Below are 17,809 nucleotides of genomic sequence, written 5' to 3'. Positions count from 1 at the left end.
TCAGCTGCATTCGGCTGCGTTTCACCACCGGAATCGGTATGTTCAGGCCGGTGTCAGCGGACAGTCAGCGCGAGAGTCAGATTTTCGCGCCGCCCCCCGCCCGGAACGGATGAAGAGTCGCACATGAACGCATGGGTTGCAGCCGGGGTTGCATTCGTCACCATGGCCGTGACGATGGCGGCGGGGATGGCCATCGGCAGCCGGCTGTCGGACTCCCGCTACGAGGACGGCTCGGTCAAGAACCTGCGGACCAGCGTCGCCATCATCGCGACCATGTCGTCCCTGCTGCTGGGTCTGATGGTGAACTCGGCCCGCTACAATTTCAGCGACGCCTATTCCGACGTCCAGAAATACGCCGCCGTCCTCCAGATCACCGACCTCAACCTGCTCAGCTTCGGCGCGCCCGCCTGCCCGCTCCGGGGCGACCTCCAGGCCTATGCCCGCCAGCTCGTGGCGGAGACGTGGACCACGGGCGAGGATGAGGCCTCAGGCTCCGCGCAGGTGTCGGCCCTCACCGCGCTCCTGCGGTTCGATGCCGGCGTGCGGAACCTCAAGAGCGAGACCGCTGACCAGCAGGACGTGCGGGGCACCCTGCTCGCTCTGTCGCGGCAATTGGTGGAGTATCGCTGGAAGGTGACGGGCGTCGCCCGCACCACCACGCCGGCCGGCTTCATCTTCGTGGTCATCTGCTGGTTCGCGCTGATCTTCCTCTATTCCGGCGTGTTCGCGCCACGGAACGCGCTGGTGCTCACGGGCCATGCGCTGGGCATGATCGGCATCTCCGCCGCCATCTTCCTGGTGATGGAGATGGGCCAGCCCTTCACCGGGCCGATCAAGGTGTCCCCCGCCCCGGTGGAGCGCCTGCTGGCGCGCATGCAGGCGGAGCCCTGCCCCACGGTGGCGCCGCAGCGCTGAAACGGCGACGGCCGGATCGCGGAATGCGACCCGGCCGTCGAATGCCCCGGACGAAGCCGCCTCAGTTCAGGCGGGGCTGCTGCGATGTGCCCTTGTACCAGTCGAAGGGCTTACCCTCGGTGGAGAGCATCACCGACTTCACGTCGAAATGGTCGTTGAAGCTCTCGATGCCGAACTCGCGGCCGATGCCGCTGTCGTCCACGCCGCCCCAGGGCGAGGCGGGATCGAGACGGTGGTGGTCGTTGATCCAGACGATGCCGGCCTTCACCTTCGCCGCCACGCGATGGGCGCGGTGCACATCGCGGGTGCGGATGGCGGCGGCGAGGCCGAACGGGCTGTCATTGGCGATGGCGAGGGCCTCCTCCTCCGTCTCGAAGGGGATCACCACCGTGAAGGGGCCGAACACCTCCTCGCGGGCGATGCGCATGTGGGGCGCCACGTCGGCAAACACGGTGGGTTCCACGAAGAAGCCGTTCTCGTGGCCGGGCACGATGCGGCGCTGGCCGCCGGCCACGAGGCGCGCACCATCGTCATGGCCCGCCTGCACGAAGGAGAGCACGCGGTCGAGCTGGCGCTGGGAGACCACGGGGCCGAGCTGGGTCTCGGGATCGCGGGGATCGCCGATGCGGATGGCCTTGGTCTTGGCGGCGAGGCGCTCCACGAACTCGTCATAGATGGTCTTCTGCACGATGTGCCGGGCGGCACAGACGCAGGTCTGGCCGGCGCCCACGAAGGCGCCGAAGGCGGCATAGTTCACCGCCTGCTCCACGTCGTAATCGTCGAACACCATCACCGGCGTCTTGCCACCCAACTCCAGCGTCTGGTGGGCGAAGACCTTCGCCGCCGCCGAGCCGGCGATGCGGCCGGCCTCGGTGCCGCCGGTGAGCACCAGCTTGTTGATGTCGTGATGCTCGGCGAGGAAGCGGCCGGAACTGGCGCCGATGCCGTTGACCACATTGAACACGCCGGGCGGCAGGCCGTTGTCGCTCATCAGCTTGGCGAGGCGGAGCGTGGTGAGGGGGGTGTATTCGGAGGGCTTCACCACCGTCGTGCAGCCGGAGGCGAGCACCGCCGCCAGCGACTTGCACAGGATCATCAGCGGGTGGTTGAAGGGCGTGCAATTGGCCACCACGCCGATGGGCGTGCGGCGGGTGTAGTTGAGATAATTGCCTTCCACCGGGATCACGTCATCGCGGCGGGCGAGCGCAAGGCCGCCGAAATAGCGCAGGAAATCCGGCAGGCGGCCGAGCTGGGCGCGGGTCTCGTTCACCGGCCGGCCGTTGTTCTGGGTTTCCAGCTGGTACAGCTCGGGCAGCGCGGTCTCGAAGGCATCGGCGATGCGGTTGATGAGCTTCACCCGCTCGCGGATGGCCATGCCGCCCCAGGCGTCGCCGTTGAAGGCGGCGCGGGCGCTCTTCACCGCCGCGTCCACATCCTCGCGGGTGCTGTCGGGAATGATGGCGATGACGGCGCCGGTGGCGGGGTTCTTCACCTCCACCGTGCCGCCGCCGATGCTCTCCACCTCGCGGCCATCGATGAAATTGCCCCGCGCCGCGACGGCGGCTTCGGCTTTGGCGTTCATGACGTTTCTCCGGTTTTTTCTCAAAGGACGACGGCGTGGCGCGACAGGGCCGCGACCACCCGCTTTTCGGCATCGGCGATATGGTCCCGCAGCAGGCGGGCGGCCTTGCGGCCGTCGCGGGACTGGAGCGCCTCGATGATGGCGACGTGCTCGGCGATCAGCCGGTCGGGGTCGCGCCCCTGCATGGTGCCGATGCTGACCAGCACCAGCCGGTCGGCCTGAGCGACCAGATCCACCACCTCTTCCCGCATCCGGCGATGGGGGGAGCACATGGCCACCGCGACATGGAAGGCGCGGTTGTAGCGGATGAAATCGGACTTCGACGCATCGAAGGTGCGGAAGGAATCAAGGGCGGCCAGCACCTCGTCGGTCGCGTGGCGGGCGGCGTCGGCCGCGCAGGCCGGCTCCATCACCTCGCGAAAGCGGAAGATGTCCCGCGCGTCGGCCAGCGACACCGGGTTCACCCGGTAGCCCTGGCGCGGGAGCACGGTGATGAGGCGCTCCTGCTCCAGCCGCAGCAGGGCCTCCCGCACGGGCTGCTTGCTCACCTCGAAACGCCCGGCCAGCTCCTGCTCGCGCAGCTCCTCACCGGGCTGGAGACGGCAGCCGAGAATCTCGTCCTTCAGCCGCGCATAGACCGCGTCCCGCAGCAGGCCGGAGCCGCCCATGGCCTTATCAGAGGCGATGTTTTGATCGATCAACATATTTCATGCCCTGACGAACTGGCGGAAGTTTGGAGGAGAGATAACGACAGAACAACGGAAAAATGTCGCTTGACGTGGGTTTTCGGTTCTGTCTGAAATATCACGACAAAAAATTTAGCCGTCAAGAGCATCTCAGGGAGAGAAAAAATGCCCACACTCACGAAGCGCACAACAGCCTCGTGGCTCGCCGCGACGGCGCTGTCCGCGCTCGCGGTCCTGCCCGCGGCGGCGCAGCAGCCGCCCATCAAGATCGGCTTCATGACGGTGCGTTCCGGCGCGCTGGCGGCCGGCGGCAAGCAGATGGAGCAGGGCATGGAATATTGCCTTGCCGAGCGGAATGGCATGATGGGCGGCCGCAAGGTGGAGCTCATCACGGTGGACACCGCCGGCCAGCCCGCCACCACCAAGACCCGCGCCCAGGAACTGGTGGAGCGCGAGCGCGTCAACGCCATCATCGGCCCGCTCGCCGCCTTCGAGGCGCTGGCCATCGACGACTACATCCGGCAGGTGGGCGTGCCGGTCATCTCGCCCTCGGCGGCGGCGGAAGACCTCACCCAGCGCAAGCAGAATCCGTGGTTTGTGCGCGCCGTGGGCACCTCGGCCCAGGCCAACCACGCGCTCGGCGAATATGCCGCCAAGGATCTCAAGCTGAAGCGCGTCGTCACCATCGGCGACGATTTCGCCTTCGGCCACGAGGCCACCGCCGGCTTCCAGCGCGCCTTCGAGGACAATGGCGGACAGGTGGTGCAGAAGCTGTGGCCGCCGCTGAACGTCGCCGACTACGGCAGCTACATCAGCCAGATCCGCACCGACGTGGACGCCGTCTACGCCGCCTTCGCCGGCGGCAACGGCCTGCGCTTCCTCCAGCAGTACGCCGAATACGGCGCGCCGGTGAAGGTGATCGCGCAGATGACCACGGTGGACGAAGGCATCCTCAAGTCCATGGGCAAGGAAGCCGTGGGCGTCATCTCCTCCGGCTGGTACACGGCGACCCAGGACGTGCCCGGCAACAAGGAGTTCGCCGCCGGCATCCGCGCCAAGTACGGTGCCGACCCCGGCTACTACACCGCCGGCGCCTACGAGGCGTGCGCCTTCCTCGATGCGGCCGTGAAGGCCATCGACGGCAAGGTGGAGGACAAGCAGGCGCTCATGAAGGCGCTGCGTTCCGTGAAGCTGGAGAAGGGACCGTATGGCGAGGTCACCCTCGACGAATACGGCAACCCCATCATGAACGTCACCATCCGCAAGACCGAGGAGAAGGACGGGCGGCTGCAGAACGTGGTCATCAAGACCTATCCGAAGGTGACGCAGTTCTGGACCTACGACCCCAAGGCCTTCCTCGCCGAGCCGGTCTACAGCCGCGACTACCCGCCGGCGAAGAATCTGGGGAAGTGATTTCGGGGATTTAAGCCCCGGACTTCTCCCTGCTGAGAGCCGTCATGCCCCGGCTTGTCCGGGGCATCCACCACGCCGCTTGCCGGCTGCATGACTCCCGGCAACCGGCCCGGTCGCATCGTGGATCCCCCGGACAAGCCGGGGGATGACGGCTCGATAGGCATCGTCCCGGGCCCCCTCTTCCTTATCCGAGGACCAATCATGACCTTCTGGGTCAGCCAAAGCCTCAACGCCCTCGCGCTCGGCGGGCTCCTGTTCATGCTGGCGTCGGGCTTCAGCCTCATCTTCGGGCTGATGCGGGTGGCGAACCTCGCGCACGGCGCGCTGTTCATGCTGGGCGCCTATCTCGGCCTTGCCGCGGTGAAGGCCGGGTTCGGCTTCTGGGCGGCGGCGGCAGCGGCGGCGGTGGCCGTGGGGCTGCTCGGCGGCATCATCGAGCGCACGCTGCTGCGCCGCCTTGCCGGGCGCACCCTGCCGCAGGTGCTGCTGACGCTGGGCCTTGCCTTCATCATCGCCGACGCCTGCCTGATGATGTGGGGTGGCGACCCCATGCGCCTGCCGCCGCCGCCGGAACTCTCCGGCGCGGTGCGCATCGGCGATGCGGTGTTCCCGCGCTACCGGCTGTTCGTCATCGGCGCGTCGGCGGCGGTGGCGCTGGGGCTGTGGCTGCTGGTGGAGCGCACCCGCGCCGGCGCCATGATCCGCGCGGCGGTGGACGACGTGGGCATGGCCCGCGCCATCGGCGTCTCCGCCTCCACCCTCTTCACCGCCGTCTTCTGCCTCGGCACGGCGCTGGCCGGCCTCGGTGGGGTCATCGGCGGCCCCATCCTCTCGGTCTATCCCAGCCTCGACCAGGACATGCTGCCGCTCGCCCTGCTGGTCGTGATCCTCGGCGGCGCCGGGAGCCTCGCCGGGGCGTTCGTCGGCGCCTACGCCATCGGCTTCATCTACACATTCGGACAGGTGCTCGTGCCCGACCTCGCCTATGTGATCCTGTTCCTGCCCATGATCGCGGTGCTCTCCGTGGCGCCGCAGGGCCTGTTCGGCCGGAGGCTCGGATGAGCGCGCGCGCCCTCCCCTTCGCGGTGGCGCTGGCCGCCATGGCCATGGTGCCGCTGTTTTCCACCTCGCCCTTCTACGTGAACCTGACCAGCCAGGTGACCATCGCCGCCATCGGCGCGCTGGGCCTGAACGTGCTGGTCGGCCATGCCGGGCTGAATTCGCTGGGCTTCGCGGTGTTTCCGGGCCTCGCCGCCTATCTGGTGGCGTGGCTCTCCACCGTGGGCGGGATCGATCCGGTTTTCGCGGCGCTGGTGGCGCTGGGCGGGACGCTGGCGGTGGCCGCGCTGTTCGCCCTCGTCGCTTTGCGCACCACCGGCCTCGGCTTCGTGATGATCACCATGGCCCTGTGCCAGATCGTCTGGGGCGCCGCCTATCGCTGGACCTCGGTGACGGGCGGCGACAACGGCCTCTCCGGCGTGCCGCGCCCCGGCGGCGCGTGGCTGCCACTGGAGAAGCCGGAATATTTCCTGTGGCTGTGCCTCGCGGTGCTGGCGCTGGCCCTCGTCCAGCTCGGCCGCTTCTTCGACAGCCCGCTCGGCGTGGCGCTGCGCGGCACGCGGGACCAGCCGCGCCGCATGGGCGCGGTGGGCTACGACGTGTGGCGCATCCGCTTCGTCGCCTGGATGCTCGCCGCCGCCTGGGGTGCCGCCGCCGGCCTGCTCTATGCCTGGTACCACCAGTTCGTCAGCCCGCACATGATGGCGGTGACGGCCTCCGCCGAGGTGCTGCTGATGGTGGTGGCGGGCGGGGCCGGGACGCTGGCCGGCCCGCTCATCGGCGCGGCGCTGGTGGTGCTCCTGAAGAACCTCGCCTCCATCTGGATCGACCGCTGGGTGATGCTGCTCGGCTTCACCTTCGTCGTCATCGTCCTCCTGATGCCGGACGGCATCGTGCCGGGCTTCAACCGCCTCACCGCGTCGCTGAAGCGGCTCAGGCCCGGCCCCGCCCCCAAACTCGTGCCGAGGGAGCGCGCCGATGGCTGAGCCCGCACTCCACATCGATGGCCTGACCAAGCAGTTCGGCGGCCTGCCCGCCATCGCGGACGTCAGCCTCGACATCATGCCCGGCGAGCGGCACCTGCTGCTCGGCCCCAACGGCGCGGGCAAGACCACGCTGTTCAACCTGATCTGCGGCGACCTCACCCCCACCGGCGGCTCCATCCGGCTGTTCGGATCGGAACTCGTGGGCCTGCCGCCGCGCAAGCGCACCGGCTTCGGACTCGCCCGCACCTACCAGATCCTCACGCTCTTCCCGCACGAGACCCTCTGCCGGAACGTGATGCTGGCCCTCAACGGCCTCAGGCGCGACAAATGGCGGGCCTGGTCCCCCTTCGGCGCCGATGCGTCGCTGCGGGCGGAGGCGCTGGCCATCCTCGACCGGGTGAAGCTCGCCGACCTCGCGGACCGGCCCGTGTCCCAGACCGCCTATGGCGACCGGCGGCGGCTGGAAATCGCCATGGCGCTGGCCCTCGCCCCGCGCGTGCTGCTGCTGGACGAGCCCCTCGCCGGCCTCTCCCGCGACGAGCGGGTGATGGTGCAGGACCTCCTCGCCAATCTGCCCGAGGAGATGACGGTCGTCCTCATCGAGCACGACATGGATGTCGCCCTCGCCTTCGCCGAGCGCATCACCCTTCTTCATCACGGCCGGGTCGTGACCACCGGATCGCGCGCCGACATCGCCGCCGATCCCCGCACACGGGAGGTGTATCTCGGTGCCTGAAGCCCTCACCTTGTCCAACCTCCACGTCTATCACGGCGAGATCTGCGCCGTGCGCGGGCTGGACATCACCTGCGCGGAAGGCGCCGTGACTGCCCTCCTCGGCCGCAACGGCGCGGGCAAGTCCACGACCCTCTCGGCCATCGCCGGCCTCAACGACGCCCGGCAGGGCCGCATCGAACTGTTCGGCACGGCGCTGGAGAACCGCAAGCCGGAGGCCATCTGCCGGCTGGGCGTGGGGCTGGTGCCGCAGGGGCGGCGCATCTTCCCCTCCCTCACAGTGCAGGAACACCTCGCCATCGCCTACCGGCCGCCGCGCCACACCGCGGCGCGGGTGTTCGACATCGCCTCGGTGGAGACCCTCTTCCCGCGCCTGAAGGAAAGGCGCCGGCAGCTCGCCGGCTCCATGTCCGGCGGCGAGCAGCAGATGCTGGCCATCGCCCGCGCGCTCGTGACCAATCCGCGCGTGCTGCTGCTGGACGAGCCGGCGGAAGGCCTCGCCCCGCAGATCGTCGCCGAGGTGGCCGACGCCATCGCCGCCCTGAAGGCGGACGGACTTTCCATCCTCCTCGTGGAACACAATTTGCCGCTGGCGCTGCGGCTCGCCGACACCTGCGTCGTCCTGTCTTCGGGAGAGGTGGTCTGGCGCGGACCGCCTCAGGTCCTCGCCGACGATCCCGCCCTCATGGCCCAACATCTGGGAGTGCACTGATGCTCACCGCCAACACAAGCGCCGCCGGCCTCTCCGCGCACGTCACCGGCACCGGCCCCAGCATCGTGTTCCTGCATTCCCTGCTGTCCGATCGCGGCAGCCTCGAACCCATGGTGCCGCTGCTGTCCGACAGGTTCCGGCTGGTGCTGCTCGATCTGCCGGGCTTCGGCGGCTCACCGCGCGCGGGCGGGCTCGATGCGCAGGCGGATGCGGTGGCGGCGGCGGTGGCGGCGGCCTGTCCCGGCGAGACGCCGATCCTGTTCGGCAACGGCTACGGCTCGTTCCTCGCCCTCGCCACGGCCCTGCGCCATCCGCACCTGTCGAGCGGCCTGTTCCTGGCCGGCTGCGGCGCCGGCTTCACCGAGGAGGGGCGCGGGGCGTTCCGCTTCATGGCCGCGAAGGCCGGGACGGACGGGCTGGAGGCCATCGCCGAAACCGCCATGCTGCGCCTGTTCCCGGCGGCCATGGCGGCGCGGGTTCCGCAGACTCTGGCGGAGCGGCGCGCGGCCTTCGTCGCCACCGATCCGGAGGTGTTCGGCGAGGCCTGCGGGATTCTCGCGACTCTGGATCTGAAGGACGCGGCCCGGCATCTCGCCGTGCCCGTGTTCGCCTGCGCCGGAGCGCTGGATGCGGCGACGCCGCCGGTGATGGCGCGGGAACTCGCCGACCTCGTGCCCAACGGCACGTTCCACGAGATTCCCGATTGCGCGCACGTGCCGACCCTTCAGGCGCCGGCCGAGGTGGCGGTGCTGCTCACGGGGTTCGTCCATACCGTGGAGGCGCCGCCGGAGCCGGTCGCCGCCTCCCAGGCGGGCTGAGCGCGCGCGTCAGGCGACGGTCGGCACGTCCATGGCGAGGGCCACCAGCGTGGCGCCGAGCGCGAGCAGGAAGTTGAGACCGCCGCTGCCGCCGAACACAAAGGTGACGCCGACGCTCAGCAGACCGGCGACGAGGGTGAGGAGAATTCCGAAAGCGATGCCCTTCATGGGTCTTGTCCAGAAACACGATCGGGCCAACCTGCCCGCTCTCGTCTGATGCTCCGGACGGCGGGCGGAATTTCGACGGCAAAGCGGCGACTTTGCTGCGGGCGGAGCGGACGCCCACAGATCGACGAAACGTGATCTTTTCGCCACGGCGGACGCGGGGGCTCAGTCCGTGAAGCCGGCGACGCCGTGCGGCACGTAAGGCGCCTCCAGCGCCGCGATCTCCTCCGCCGTCAGGGTCAGCGAGAGGGCGGCCACGGCGTCCGTGAGATGGCCGGGCTTGGACGCGCCGATGATGGGGGCGGTGACGCCCTTCTTCTGCAGCAGCCATGCGAGGGCCACCTGCGCGCGCGGCACGCCCCTGTTGGCGGCGATGGCGCCCACCGCGTCCACCACCTCGCGGTCGCCCGCCACATAGAGCGTCTTGCCGAATTCGTCGCTCTCCAGCCGATAGGTCGCCTCGTCCCATGCCCGCGCCAGCCGGCCGCGCGCCAGCGGGCTCCAGGGGATCACAGCCACCCCTTCCTCGACGCACAAGGGCAGCATCTCCCGCTCCTCCTCGCGATAGAGGAGATTCATGTGGTTCTGCATGCTCACGAAGCGGGTCCAGCCGTTGAGGCGGGAGATGTAGATCGCCTTGGTGAAGCGCCATGCCGGCATGGAGGAGGCGCCGATGTAGCGCGCCTTGCCCGCCTTCACCACGTCGTGCAGCGCCTCCAGCGTCTCCTCGATGGGGGTCGCGTGGTCGAAGCGGTGGATCTGGTAGAGGTCCACATAGTCCGTGCCGAGCCGGCGCAGGCTGGCGTCGATCTCGGCCATGATCGCCTTGCGCGACAGGCCGGCGCCGTTGGGGCCGGGGCGCATGCGGTTGAACACCTTGGTGGCGAGCACCACCTCCTCGCGCCGCACGAAATCCTTCAGCGCGCGGCCGACGATTTCTTCCGACGTGCCGTCGGAATAGACGTTGGCGGTGTCGAGGAAATTGATGCCGAGGTCGAGCGCCTGGCGGATGAGCGGCCGGCTCTCCTCCTCCTTGAGGGTCCAGGGGTGGGAGCCGCGGTTCGGCTCGCCGAACGTCATGCAGCCGAGGCACAGCTTCGAGACTTCAAGGCCGGTCGCGCCGAATTTCACGTAGTCCACTGCCCGTCTCCCGCGATTGAGGCGCCTACCATCGCCGCCGGCGGCGGACTTGCAAGCACTCAATGCATCACGATACCGCGCTCGGGCTCGGCTGGCGCGGATGGGCGCGCACCAGCGCGCCGGCGGCCGCGCCCGCCTCCTCGAACCAGCTTGCATCCCGATGCACCAGCGAGGCGGAGAAGGCGCCGTCCAGCAGCAGCAGGATCTGCCGCGCGAGGGCGGTCGGCGTCTCGAAGCCGGCGCTCTCCAGCTCGCCCGCGAGCCATGTGGCGAAGGCCGCCTTGTGGCGGGCGCCGATCTTCACCGCCGGATGTCCCGGCAAGGCGGCCAGCTCCGCCGTGGTGCGCAGGAAGCCGCAGCCCTTCCATTTGGGATGCCGCGCGCTCTTGGCAAGCGCCGCGAAGATGGCCGCAACCTTCGCATCCGCCCCGCCCTCGGCGGCGGCGAACCACCCCGCCATCTGCGTCAGGTTGGGCTGGTCGCGGGCGTCGAGATAGGCGGCGACGAGGTCGTCCTTGCTGTCGAAATGATAATAGAGCGTGCGTTTGGTGACGCCCGCCGTCTCCGCCACCGCATCCATGCTCACCCGGCCGATCCCCTCCGCATAGAACAGCTTGGAGGCGGCCTGGACGATCTTCGCCCGTGTGTCCTTGGCGCGGATGTCCTGGGCCCGGCCGTCCTGAGCGCGCCGGTCCTGGGAACGGGCATTTTGGGCGCGGGCTTCTTGGGCACGCTTGTCTTGAACACGGGCATTGGGGGGCTTCGGCATGGCCGCAAGGTATACCGTACAGTGAGTATACTCAACCGGACGCCGCGGGCATGGTCGGGGCCTCATCGAACGGGGAGTTCCCTCATGACGGACCTTGTGCTGAAGACGGTCGACGGCGCCATCGCCACCCTCACCCTCAACCGCCCGGAAAAGCTCAACGCTTTGAGCTACGCCACCATCGAGACGCTGCTGCGCCACCTCGACGAAATCGAGGGCGACGACGCCATCCGCGGCGTCATCCTCACCGGCACAGGGCGCGCCTTTTCGGCGGGCGGCGATATTCCCGAGTTCTCGCGCTCGGTGGCGCAGAGCCCCGAGGCGGCGTTGCGGGATTTCGTGGCGCGCGGCCAAAGGCTGACGGCGCGGGTGGAGGCGTTCCGCAAGCCGCTGGTGGTGGCGGTGAACGGCCTCGCCTATGGCGGCGGCTGCGAGGTGACGGAGGCGGCGCCGCTCGCCATCGCCAGCGACCGGGCAGTGTTCGCCAAGCCCGAGATCCTGCTCGGCATGCCGCCCACCTTCGGCGGCACCCAGCGCCTGCCCCGCCTCGCCGGCCGCAAGCGGGCGATGGAACTGCTGCTCACCGGCGAGACCTTCACCCCACAGCGCGCGCTGGAGCTGGGGCTGGTGAATGCCGTGGTGCCCCACGACGACCTGCTGCCCCGCGCCCGCGACCTTCTGGAGCGCATCCTCGTCCACTCCCCGCTCGCGGTTTCCACCATCCTCACGGCGGTGACGCGCGGCATCAATCTGCCCATCGCCGAGGGCCTGCTGGTGGAGGCCGAGCAGTTCGCCCGCATGGCCCCCACCGCCGACCTGCGCGAGGGGCTGGATGCCTGGATCGCCCGCCGCGCGCCGGCCTATCCCGGCCTCTGGACGGCGGTGGTGGAGGGCTGAGCCATGGAGGGACACACCAGCTTCTCCCGCGAGACGTTCGCCGCCTTCACCGCCAACGACCGCCCCGGCCCGGTGCACCTGCTGAACCTCATCCGCCTGCGCCCGCGTGTGACGTATGCGGACGGCCGCGTCACCACCGGCGCTGAGGCCTATGAGGCCTACAGCCGCCTCAGCGCGCCGGTGCTGGCGGAGATCGGCGGGCGCATCGTGTGGCGCGGGGCGTTCGAGCTGTCCCTCGTCGGGCCGCCGGAGACCCACTGGGACATCGCCTTCATCGCCGAATATCCCAGCCCCGATGCGTTCGTGCAGATGCTGCGCGATCCGCGCTATCGCGAGGCCATGGCGCACCGGCAGGCGGGCGTCGCCGACAGCCGGCTCGTGCGCTTCGATCCGCTGCCGGCCGGCAGCGGCTTTGCGGGATGATTGGCGGCGCGGCATCGCCCGGTGCCGCGCCGCTCCCTCAGTCGGCAGCGCCCGGCGGCCACCCGGCCTGCGGGGTCGCCCGGCCCTCCTCTTCCAGCCAGCGCGCGAGGGCATCGACGTTGCGCGGATTGCGCGGCGCCCGGCTGCGGACGAAATAAAAGCCGCCCTCCAGCGCGATCACCGGCCCCAGCACCCGCAGCCGGCCGGCGGCGAGGTGCGTGTCCAGATAACGCGCGTCGGTAAGGACGACGCCGGCCCCGGCCAGCGCCGCCTCCAGCGCCTGCGCCCGGTTTTCCACCACCATGCCGCCGGCCGGAGCCTCCCCCTTCTGCCGCGTCTGTTGCCACCACAGCGGCCAGTCGCGGAAGCGGGCACGGGCACGGATGACCGGCCAATCGGATGGCCGGCCCAGCGCGAGGCCGGGCGCGGCGGCGGGCACCAGCGTCTCGCGGAAGAGCAGCCGCGCCTGAATGCCGGGCCAGTCGCCCATGCCATTGCGGATGGCGCAGTCCACATCCTCGCCGTCGAGGTCCACCACCCGCTGGGTGGTCAGCACCGCGATCTCGATGTCGGGATGGGCGCGCTGGAAGCGCGGCAGGCGGGGCAGCAGCCAGTTGGCGGCCAGCGTGTTCACGGTGGAGAGCCGGATCTGCCGCAGCCGTCGCTGCAAGGGCGCCACCGCCGCCTCGATCCGGCCGATGGCATCGCCCATGGCGGCGAGCAGCGCGGTGCCCTCGTCGGTCAGCATGGAGACGCGGCCCGAACGGGTGACGAGCCGCGCGCCCAGTTCCGCCTCAAGGTCCGCGATGCGGTGGGAGAGAGCCGAGCGCGAGATGCCCAGCGCCTCGGCCGCCGCCCCCTGCCTCTTGTGCCGCGCCAGCGCATCGAGGGCCGCAAGGCCCCGGAGCGAAGGCAGATTGGACGACATGGACGCTTCCCCGCACGCACCAGACAGGTGAGAATTTCTCACCCATTTGAGCCCAAACATCGGCTAGCTTCCAGCAGGTTCTTGATGAGGACACCCGATGACCGGCCCCGCCCGCACGCCCCTTGCCGCCGAGGCTGTGCCGCCGCGCACCAAGCCCTCGAACTATCCCGCCCCATTCGCCGCGCGCATGGCGGGGCGGGAGAAAAGGCAGCTCGGCGATGCGTTCGGCCTCTCCCGCTTCGGCGTGAATCTCACCACGCTGGCGCCGGGCGCGCAGTCCGCGCTGCTGCACCGGCACTCGAGGCAGGAGGAGTTCGTCTATATCCTCTCCGGCACGCCCACTTTGCGCACGGACGCGGGCGAATTCCCGCTCGGCCCCGGCATGTGCATCGGCTTTCCCGCCAACGGGCTCGCCCACCACCTCGTCAACCGCAGCGAGGCGGAGGTGCGCTATCTGGAAATCGGCGACCGCGACCCGCAGGATGCCGGCACCTATCCCGAGGACGATCTCGTGGCGCATTTCTCCGCCGCCGGCTGGTCCTTCACCCGCAAGGATGGAACGCCATGGTGAGACCCGCATGATTTCCCACGTGAATGTCGGCACCAACGACATCGTCGCCGCGCAGGCCTTCTATGACCCGCTGATGGCGCGGCTCGGCTGGCGCCTGCGCTTCTTCGATGCCGCCGACGGGAAGGCCGGATGGCAGCCGGCGGAGGGGCGCTTTCCCCTGTTCCTGCTGTGCCGGCCCTTCGACGGCGGCCCGGCCACCCCCGGCAACGGCGCCATGGTCGCGCTCCTCGCGCTGGACCGCGCCAGCGTGGACGACATCCACCGCATGGCGCTGGCCGCCGGCGGCACGGACGAAGGCGGCCCGGGCCTCAGGCCCCACTATCACCCCAACTATTACGGCGCCTATTTCCGCGACCGCGACGGCAACAAGATTTGCGTGTGCTGCCACGCGGCGGAGGCGCCATGAACCAGTCCGAGGACCCGACCGTGACGCTCACGCGCGAGCAGATGCTCCACCATGCCGATGCCTGGATCGCCGCCTGGAACCGGCGCGACGTGGAGGCGGTCCTCTCCGCCTTCACCAACGATGCCCGGTTCCGCAGCCCCATCGCCCTGCAGATGACCGGGAGCCCCACGCTGGAGGGCCGCCCGGCCATCGAGGCCTATTGGCGCGCCGCGCTGGCGCGGATCGAGCGGCTGGAATTCCGCCTGCTCGCCGCCATCTGCGACGAGCCGGGCCAGCGCATGGTGGTCCACTATGAGGCGACGCTGGGCGACACCGCCCGCCGCGCGTGCGAAATCTTCGTCTTTCGCGGCGGGCTGAAGAGCGAGGCCGAAGCGCTCTATGGCGATACGGTCGCGCTGCCGGGCGGCGGCACGGCGGGTTCCTTGGTGCCCGCAGCCCCCGTCTCCGGCATGGCGAACAGATAGAGCAGGAAGCCCGCTGCCCCGATGGCGGAGAGGGTGAGGAAGGCCGCGCTGTAGCCGGCGGAGACGATGATGACGCCGGCGATGGAGGCCGAGAAGGCCGCCCCCAGCCCCTGAGCCGTGGCCACCGCCCCCTGGCTAACGTTGAACCGCCCGGTGCCGCGCGTGAGGTCCGCCACCACCACGGGGAAGAGCGCGCCGAAGATGCCGGCACCCACGCCATCGAGGCACTGCACGGCGAACAGCCAGAACGGATCGTTGGACAGGGGATAGAGCGCGCCGCGCAGCGCCAGCACCGCGAAAGCGACGAGGAAGATGGGCTTGCGGCCCCACGCGTCCGCCTTCGCGCCCACCATGATCGCCATGGGCACCATCACGCATTGCGCCGCCACGATGCAGAGCGCGATGAGGGAGGTCGCCTGATCCTTGCCCACCACATAGGTGAGCAACTGCCCCGTGGTGGGTAGCATCGCCGCATTGGAGAGGTGGAAGAGGAAGCAGGTGAGCGCGAAGATCAGCAGCGGCCGGCTCGACAGCAGCATCTTCAGGCCGGAGGGCTGCTCGTGGTGGGCGGGATCATGGGAGAGGCCGCGCGCCAGCGTGTCGTCGATCTCCCGGCGCGGCACCGCCAGCATGGCGCCGATGCTGAGCACGGCCAGCACCGCCATGAGCCAGAACACCACGATGGGGCCGAAGATTACGGCCGTTCCCGCGGCGATGGCGGCGGAGACCGCATTGCCGAGATGGTTGAACGCCTCGTTGCGCCCGATGCGCCGCGCGAACGCCTTCGGCCCCACGAGGCCCAGCGTGATGCCGGAGAGCGCGGGCGGAAAGATCGCCCCCGCCATGGCCGCAAGAGACTGGCTGCCCGCCACCAGATAGAAATTCGACAGGAAGGGCAGCGAGAGGCAGGTCAGCGTCACCGCCAGCGCACCGGCGATCACGATGGCCGGCTTGTTGCGGCTGCTGTCGATGAGCGCGCCCGCCGGGGTCTGCGCGAGCAGCCCGGTGAGCCCGGCGATGGTCATGACGAAGCCGACGGTGGCCTCCGTCCAGCCCTGCTCCGGCCCGCGCACGGCGAGCAGATAGATGGCGAGATAGGGCCCCAGCCCGTCGCGCACGTCCGCCAGGAAGAAATTGAGCGCATCGAGCCCCAGCGCCGCACGCCGGGACGGCCCCGGGTGGGCCGTCTCCGCGCCGGCGCCATCCCGCCCCACCCTTTGAACATCACCCGTGACCATCGGCAGCCCCCAAACTCGTCATTCCATGCGCGGAAAAGGCGGCCGAAGCGTCCCGCCATCCGGCAGGAAGCAGCGGCAGCGTGACAACGCCGCTTGGTGCTGTCCAGATCCAGTTCATGCTCAAGATTGCGACGGCTGGTTCACGGCTCGGCGCGGTGCTCCTCGCGGGCGGCTTCCCAGACTTCGCGGGCGGCATCGAGATTGAGGGCGGCGATGGCGAGGCCGACGATGAGGTCCGGCCACGCGGAGCGCCACAGAACGGCGGTGACGGCGCCCGCCGCGATGATGGCCACGTTGGCGAAAGCATCGTTGCGGGCGGAGAGGAAGGCGGCCTTCGTCAGGCTGCCGCGATGGTGCCGGTAGCGGGCAAGAAGAAAGGCGCAGGTGAGGTTCACCCCCAGCGCGCCGAGGCCGGTGAGCGACAAGGCGAGGGGCTGCGGCGCCACCGGGTCGAGGAATTTGTCCCACGCGGTCCACACCGTGGCAAGGCCGGGGATGAGCAGGATGAGCGCCAGCGCCATCCCGACCTTGGCCCGCGCCCGCGCCGACCAGGCGAGGGCGACGAAGATGAGCAGGTTGACGCTGGCGTCTTCCAGAAAGTCCACGCTGTCGGCGAACAGCGAGACCGAGCCGATGGCCAACGCCACCGCGAACTCCACGCCGAAATAAGCGAGGTTCGCCAGCGCCACCACCAGCACGGTCCGGCGCAGGCCGGCGTGGTCCGCAACCTGCCCCTCCGTCATCGCGCCCCCTCTTTCCTCTCGGCCGTGGCGCAGAGGTTACGCGAGGCGCCCGGTGTGTCGAGCGCTCAGGAGAGCACGCCCCGCCACACCGCCACCAGCAGGAACACGCCCATGCCGATGCGGTAGAACACGAAGGGCCAGGAGGAGAGGCGCTCCATCACCCGCATCAGCGTCCAGATGGCGACGAAAGCGGAGAGCGAGGCGGTGAGGAGGCCGACGCCCAGCACCTCCCAGCCCTGCATGTCGAGGCCGGCGTGGTGCAGCTCCAGCAATTCCTTCACGCCCGCCGCGAAGATGGCCGGCAGGCCGAGCAGGAAGGAGAAGCGGGCGGCATCCTCGCGGCGCAGGCCGAGGAACATGGCCGCCGTCAGCGTCGAGCCCGAGCGCGACACGCCGGGAATGAGCGCGCCCACCTGGGCGAGGCCCACCACCAGCGCGTCGGGCAGCTTGATCTGCGCGAAGGTGCGGGTATGGCGGCTGGTCATTTCCGCGATGCCCAGCAGGAGGCCCATGACGAGGCTGGCCGCGCCAATGACCCACAGTTCGCGGAAGGACGAGCCGCAGGCGTTCAGCTTGCTCTTCAAGAGCACGCCGGCGATGACGATGGGGATGGTGCCGAGGATGATGCCGAGCACGGTCTTCGGCGCGTGGGCGGTGAAATCGCCGGCGCGCACGGCCGAGATGGAGCCGCAGGCCAGCGCGCGCAGGTCGCTCCAGAAATACGTCACCACCGCGAACAGAGCGGCGAGCTGCATGGCCGCCGAGAAGGCGGAGCCGGGATCGGGCCAGCCGAGCACCGCCGGCACGAGGCGCATGTGCGCCGTGGAGGAGATGGGCAGAAGCTCGGTGATGCCCTGGACGACGCCGAGGACGGCCACCTTGCCGGTGCCGAGGGCGACGAACCCGGTGTCCACCCCATTGGTGCAGACGCTGGCCATGGTGTCGAATTCCGCTTGCTGTGAGGACGGCGTGGCGCCCGCAGGAAGAGCGCGCGCAAGCACGGGCAAGCGCGCGCGAATACAGGCGTCCCTTGCTATCTGCTTCGCACGCGCGACGGAACCGGGCGGGGTGCGCGTTGTCACCGCAGTGCCGCAGCGGAAGACTTGCGCAACGGCGGTTGCCGGCTCCTCCCGGTGCGCCACCTCGCGGAACGGAAGGGATGCC

The 17,809-nt window shown here is 69.7% G+C and carries 21 protein-coding genes; 12 read left to right on the top strand and 9 right to left on the bottom strand.

The window, feature by feature from the left end; translation table 11 throughout:
* The first annotated feature begins 123 nt into the window (after positions 1-123).
* A complete protein-coding gene (locus ACE3QW_RS00410) occupies positions 124-915 on the top strand; it encodes a hypothetical protein (protein WP_374249983.1) in 792 nt (263 codons plus the stop codon).
* Positions 916-976: 61 nt separating this feature from the next.
* On the opposite strand, the gene ACE3QW_RS00405 is transcribed toward ACE3QW_RS00410, so the two are convergent.
* Together ACE3QW_RS00405 and ACE3QW_RS00400 are read right to left on the bottom strand one after the other, a co-directional pair.
* Positions 977-2,497 carry an aldehyde dehydrogenase gene (locus ACE3QW_RS00405; protein ID WP_029554834.1) on the bottom strand — a complete coding sequence of 507 codons (1,521 nt, stop codon included), beginning with the start codon at positions 2,495-2,497 and terminating at the stop codon, positions 977-979.
* A gap of 20 nt (positions 2,498-2,517) precedes the next feature.
* Entirely contained in the window at positions 2,518-3,201 is a 684-nt protein-coding gene (locus tag ACE3QW_RS00400) for a GntR family transcriptional regulator (RefSeq protein ID WP_245279239.1), read from the bottom strand.
* A 147-nt stretch (positions 3,202-3,348) separates the two neighbouring features.
* Here ACE3QW_RS00400 and ACE3QW_RS00395 point away from each other — a divergent pair, with 147 nt between their 5' ends.
* The 6 genes from ACE3QW_RS00395 to ACE3QW_RS00370 all read left to right on the top strand — a co-directional run bounded on the left by ACE3QW_RS00395 (position 3,349) and on the right by ACE3QW_RS00370 (position 8,904).
* Complete coding sequence (locus ACE3QW_RS00395; protein ID WP_374249982.1) at positions 3,349-4,596, top strand: ABC transporter substrate-binding protein; 1,248 nt, start codon at positions 3,349-3,351, stop codon at positions 4,594-4,596.
* Positions 4,597-4,797: 201 nt separating this feature from the next.
* Positions 4,798-5,658, top strand: a complete 861-nt coding sequence (locus ACE3QW_RS00390; protein WP_374249981.1) for a branched-chain amino acid ABC transporter permease — start codon at positions 4,798-4,800, stop codon at positions 5,656-5,658.
* Positions 5,655-6,641, top strand: a complete 987-nt coding sequence (locus ACE3QW_RS00385; RefSeq protein WP_250166358.1) for a branched-chain amino acid ABC transporter permease — start codon at positions 5,655-5,657, stop codon at positions 6,639-6,641. Before ACE3QW_RS00390 ends, ACE3QW_RS00385 begins: the two co-directional genes overlap by 4 nt.
* The gene (locus ACE3QW_RS00380; RefSeq protein WP_250166357.1) at positions 6,634-7,377 is read left to right on the top strand and encodes an ABC transporter ATP-binding protein; all 744 of its coding nucleotides are present in this window, start codon (positions 6,634-6,636) and stop codon (positions 7,375-7,377) included. The genes ACE3QW_RS00385 and ACE3QW_RS00380 overlap by 8 nt, the downstream gene beginning before the upstream one ends.
* Positions 7,370-8,086: an ABC transporter ATP-binding protein gene (locus tag ACE3QW_RS00375; protein WP_029876933.1), complete on the top strand. Its 717-nt coding sequence runs from the start codon at positions 7,370-7,372 to the stop codon at positions 8,084-8,086. Before ACE3QW_RS00380 ends, ACE3QW_RS00375 begins: the two co-directional genes overlap by 8 nt.
* Positions 8,086-8,904, top strand: coding sequence for an alpha/beta fold hydrolase (locus ACE3QW_RS00370; protein ID WP_374249980.1), 819 nt, complete (start codon positions 8,086-8,088; stop codon positions 8,902-8,904). Before ACE3QW_RS00375 ends, ACE3QW_RS00370 begins: the two co-directional genes overlap by 1 nt.
* A gap of 9 nt (positions 8,905-8,913) precedes the next feature.
* On the opposite strand, the gene ACE3QW_RS00365 is transcribed toward ACE3QW_RS00370, so the two are convergent.
* From ACE3QW_RS00365 to ACE3QW_RS00355, 3 genes are all read right to left on the bottom strand, one after another.
* A complete protein-coding gene (locus ACE3QW_RS00365; RefSeq protein WP_374249979.1) occupies positions 8,914-9,072 on the bottom strand; it encodes a hypothetical protein in 159 nt (52 codons plus the stop codon).
* A 162-nt stretch (positions 9,073-9,234) separates the two neighbouring features.
* Positions 9,235-10,209 carry an aldo/keto reductase gene (locus ACE3QW_RS00360; RefSeq protein WP_374249978.1) on the bottom strand — a complete coding sequence of 325 codons (975 nt, stop codon included), beginning with the start codon at positions 10,207-10,209 and terminating at the stop codon, positions 9,235-9,237.
* Positions 10,210-10,276: 67 nt separating this feature from the next.
* Complete coding sequence (locus ACE3QW_RS00355; protein WP_374249977.1) at positions 10,277-10,978, bottom strand: TetR/AcrR family transcriptional regulator; 702 nt, start codon at positions 10,976-10,978, stop codon at positions 10,277-10,279.
* Between the two features lie 84 nt (positions 10,979-11,062).
* Between ACE3QW_RS00355 and ACE3QW_RS00350 the strand changes: the two genes are divergently transcribed.
* Positions 11,063-11,872: a crotonase/enoyl-CoA hydratase family protein gene (locus tag ACE3QW_RS00350; protein ID WP_374249976.1), complete on the top strand. Its 810-nt coding sequence runs from the start codon at positions 11,063-11,065 to the stop codon at positions 11,870-11,872.
* A gap of 3 nt (positions 11,873-11,875) precedes the next feature.
* Positions 11,876-12,295 carry a DUF1330 domain-containing protein gene (locus ACE3QW_RS00345; RefSeq protein ID WP_374249975.1) on the top strand — a complete coding sequence of 140 codons (420 nt, stop codon included), beginning with the start codon at positions 11,876-11,878 and terminating at the stop codon, positions 12,293-12,295.
* A gap of 37 nt (positions 12,296-12,332) precedes the next feature.
* Here the strand turns inward: ACE3QW_RS00345 and ACE3QW_RS00340 are convergent, their stop codons facing one another.
* Entirely contained in the window at positions 12,333-13,223 is an 891-nt protein-coding gene (locus tag ACE3QW_RS00340; RefSeq protein ID WP_374249974.1) for a LysR substrate-binding domain-containing protein, read from the bottom strand.
* A 97-nt stretch (positions 13,224-13,320) separates the two neighbouring features.
* Between ACE3QW_RS00340 and ACE3QW_RS00335 the strand changes: the two genes are divergently transcribed.
* The 3 genes from ACE3QW_RS00335 to ACE3QW_RS00325 are packed head-to-tail and all read left to right on the top strand — an operon-like array spanning position 13,321 to position 14,664.
* Positions 13,321-13,794, top strand: a complete 474-nt coding sequence (locus ACE3QW_RS00335; protein WP_374249973.1) for a cupin domain-containing protein — start codon at positions 13,321-13,323, stop codon at positions 13,792-13,794.
* 7 nt (positions 13,795-13,801) lie between these two features.
* Positions 13,802-14,200, top strand: coding sequence for a VOC family protein (locus tag ACE3QW_RS00330; protein WP_374249972.1), 399 nt, complete (start codon positions 13,802-13,804; stop codon positions 14,198-14,200).
* Entirely contained in the window at positions 14,197-14,664 is a 468-nt protein-coding gene (locus ACE3QW_RS00325) for a nuclear transport factor 2 family protein (RefSeq protein WP_374249971.1), read from the top strand. The genes ACE3QW_RS00330 and ACE3QW_RS00325 overlap by 4 nt, the downstream gene beginning before the upstream one ends.
* Here the strand turns inward: ACE3QW_RS00325 and ACE3QW_RS00320 are convergent.
* From ACE3QW_RS00320 to uppP, 3 genes are all read right to left on the bottom strand, one after another.
* Complete coding sequence (locus ACE3QW_RS00320) at positions 14,577-15,902, bottom strand: MFS transporter (RefSeq protein WP_081837372.1); 1,326 nt, start codon at positions 15,900-15,902, stop codon at positions 14,577-14,579. The two genes, ACE3QW_RS00325 and ACE3QW_RS00320, sit on opposite strands and share 88 nt — an antisense overlap.
* Before the next feature lie 140 nt (positions 15,903-16,042).
* Positions 16,043-16,645 carry a cation transporter gene (locus tag ACE3QW_RS00315; protein ID WP_374249970.1) on the bottom strand — a complete coding sequence of 201 codons (603 nt, stop codon included), beginning with the start codon at positions 16,643-16,645 and terminating at the stop codon, positions 16,043-16,045.
* A gap of 65 nt (positions 16,646-16,710) precedes the next feature.
* Entirely contained in the window at positions 16,711-17,583 is an 873-nt protein-coding gene (gene uppP, locus ACE3QW_RS00310) for an undecaprenyl-diphosphatase UppP (RefSeq protein ID WP_029554852.1), read from the bottom strand.
* Positions 17,584-17,809: the final 226 nt, after the last annotated feature.

Source organism: Xanthobacter sp. (assembly GCF_041911315.1).
Taxonomy (GTDB): domain Bacteria; phylum Pseudomonadota; class Alphaproteobacteria; order Rhizobiales; family Xanthobacteraceae; genus Xanthobacter; species Xanthobacter aminoxidans.
Note: the sequence above shows the minus strand (reverse complement) of the source record. Positions and strands in the feature narration are given on the sequence as shown.